Source organism: Alkalimonas mucilaginosa (assembly GCF_036327005.1).
In the GTDB taxonomy this organism is placed as follows: Bacteria; Pseudomonadota; Gammaproteobacteria; order Enterobacterales; family Alteromonadaceae; genus Alkalimonas; species Alkalimonas mucilaginosa.
In genome coordinates, this window is the sequence record NZ_JAUGZK010000036.1 from 1 (window position 1) to 1,540 (window position 1,540).

Sequence of the window (1,540 nt, forward strand, 5' to 3'; positions counted from 1 at the left end):
TGCAAAAGGTCTTAACGTTAGCCGTGATGTCTCGATCATAAGTACATGTAACGCCAAGCACAGCGGAGCCATTGAGCAAAGCGAAATGGCGTCCGGCCGCCAACGGCGGCGAACTGCTGCGCCTTGTTAAGCGGTAAATTATAACCCACGCTCAATGGCTCGTTTTATCACTGGCGCAACACTTTCTGGTGTTATGCCACGTTCTTGGCAATACTTGGTTTGCAGCCAAACAGATAGCTGCTTTTGCCCCTTGCTGGAGTTACAGCCACAACAGCAAAGAGCAATATTTTCCCTAGTAATGATGCTCTCATCATTAATGATATGCTCCCAGCTGGCAGCAGACTTCCTTGAAACTTTCACAGAAGTAAATTCATTACCGCAGTAAACACATACCTTGTCTCTTTCTCGGATCTCTGCTTCTAGCCAATCAGGAATGTTCCAGTTATTTGCCATTGCCCCCTGTCACTCCTTTACCGCTTAACGCTTCGCGTAACCGGCGCCAGAAAGCGGAGCGTAGCTTTCTGGCGTCCGAGTTGACGCGATTGATAATCATTGAGCCTTCTCCCCCCAGCTTCACCAATTTGGCTAAGCTGGAAGGCGACGAAACCAAAAAGGAGAAGACCCAATGAGATTTTATACTACACAACATCCGTACTATTGTGGAATTGATTTGCATGCCCGCTCTTTGTACGTTTGTATTCTGGATGCTGCCGGTGAAACCATCATACACCGCGAAATCAAAGCATTACCAGAACCTTTGCTCGATTTATTAGCACCTTACATCGGCAATATTGTTGTTGGTGTTGAATGCATGCATTGCTGGTACTGGGTCAGCGACTTTTGCGCTGAACACGGTATCGACTTTATTCTTGGCCATGCTCTATACATGAAGGCGATCCATGGCGGCAAGGCCAAAAATGACCGCATTGATTCCTATAAAATCGCTCATCTTATCCGTGGTGGCAACTTCCCCATGGCCTATGTTTATCCACCCGAAATGCGCGCTGCCCGTGATTTACTGCGCCGTCGTACCCGTATTGTTCGCCATGGTGCTGATTTAAAAGCGCATGTCAAAAACACGACCAGCCAATACAATTTGCCGCCAAATGCCCTGAACTTACGCTATCCCAACGCCCGTGAAGCGATGCGGGATCGTTTTGATGATCAGTTCGTACAGCGTAATATTGACCTGGACTTAAACATCATTGCTTTTTACAACCATGAACTCAGTTCTGTCGAATGCTTTATTGAGAAGCATGCCAAGCATCACAACGGTAGCGATTACCATATTCTTACCAGCTTTCCTGGCATTGGTCGAATTCTGGCGCTGACGATCCTCTATGAAGTCGGCGACATCGCACGCTTTAGCACAGTACAGGACTTTGCATCCTATAGCCGGTTGATTAAATGCAAAGCCGAATCGGCAGGTAAAAGCTATGGCACTCAAGGTAATAAAATTGGCAATGCCCATCTGAAGTGGGCCTTCGGTGAAATTGCCGTGCTTTACCTGCGCGGCAACGACAAAGCGAAAGCCTATTTG

General features: G+C 47.5%; 2 protein-coding genes. One reads left to right on the forward strand and one right to left on the reverse strand.

Annotation, left to right across the window (positions count from 1 at the left end):
* Nucleotides 1-138: 138 nt before the first annotated feature.
* Nucleotides 139-453, reverse strand: coding sequence for an HNH endonuclease (locus QWF21_RS17980; RefSeq protein ID WP_330089421.1), 315 nt, complete (start codon nucleotides 451-453; stop codon nucleotides 139-141).
* 172 nt (nucleotides 454-625) lie between these two features.
* Between QWF21_RS17980 and QWF21_RS17985 the strand changes: the two genes are divergently transcribed.
* On the forward strand, nucleotides 626-1,540 hold a 915-nt coding region (locus QWF21_RS17985; RefSeq protein WP_330089422.1), incomplete at its 3' end, for an IS110 family RNA-guided transposase.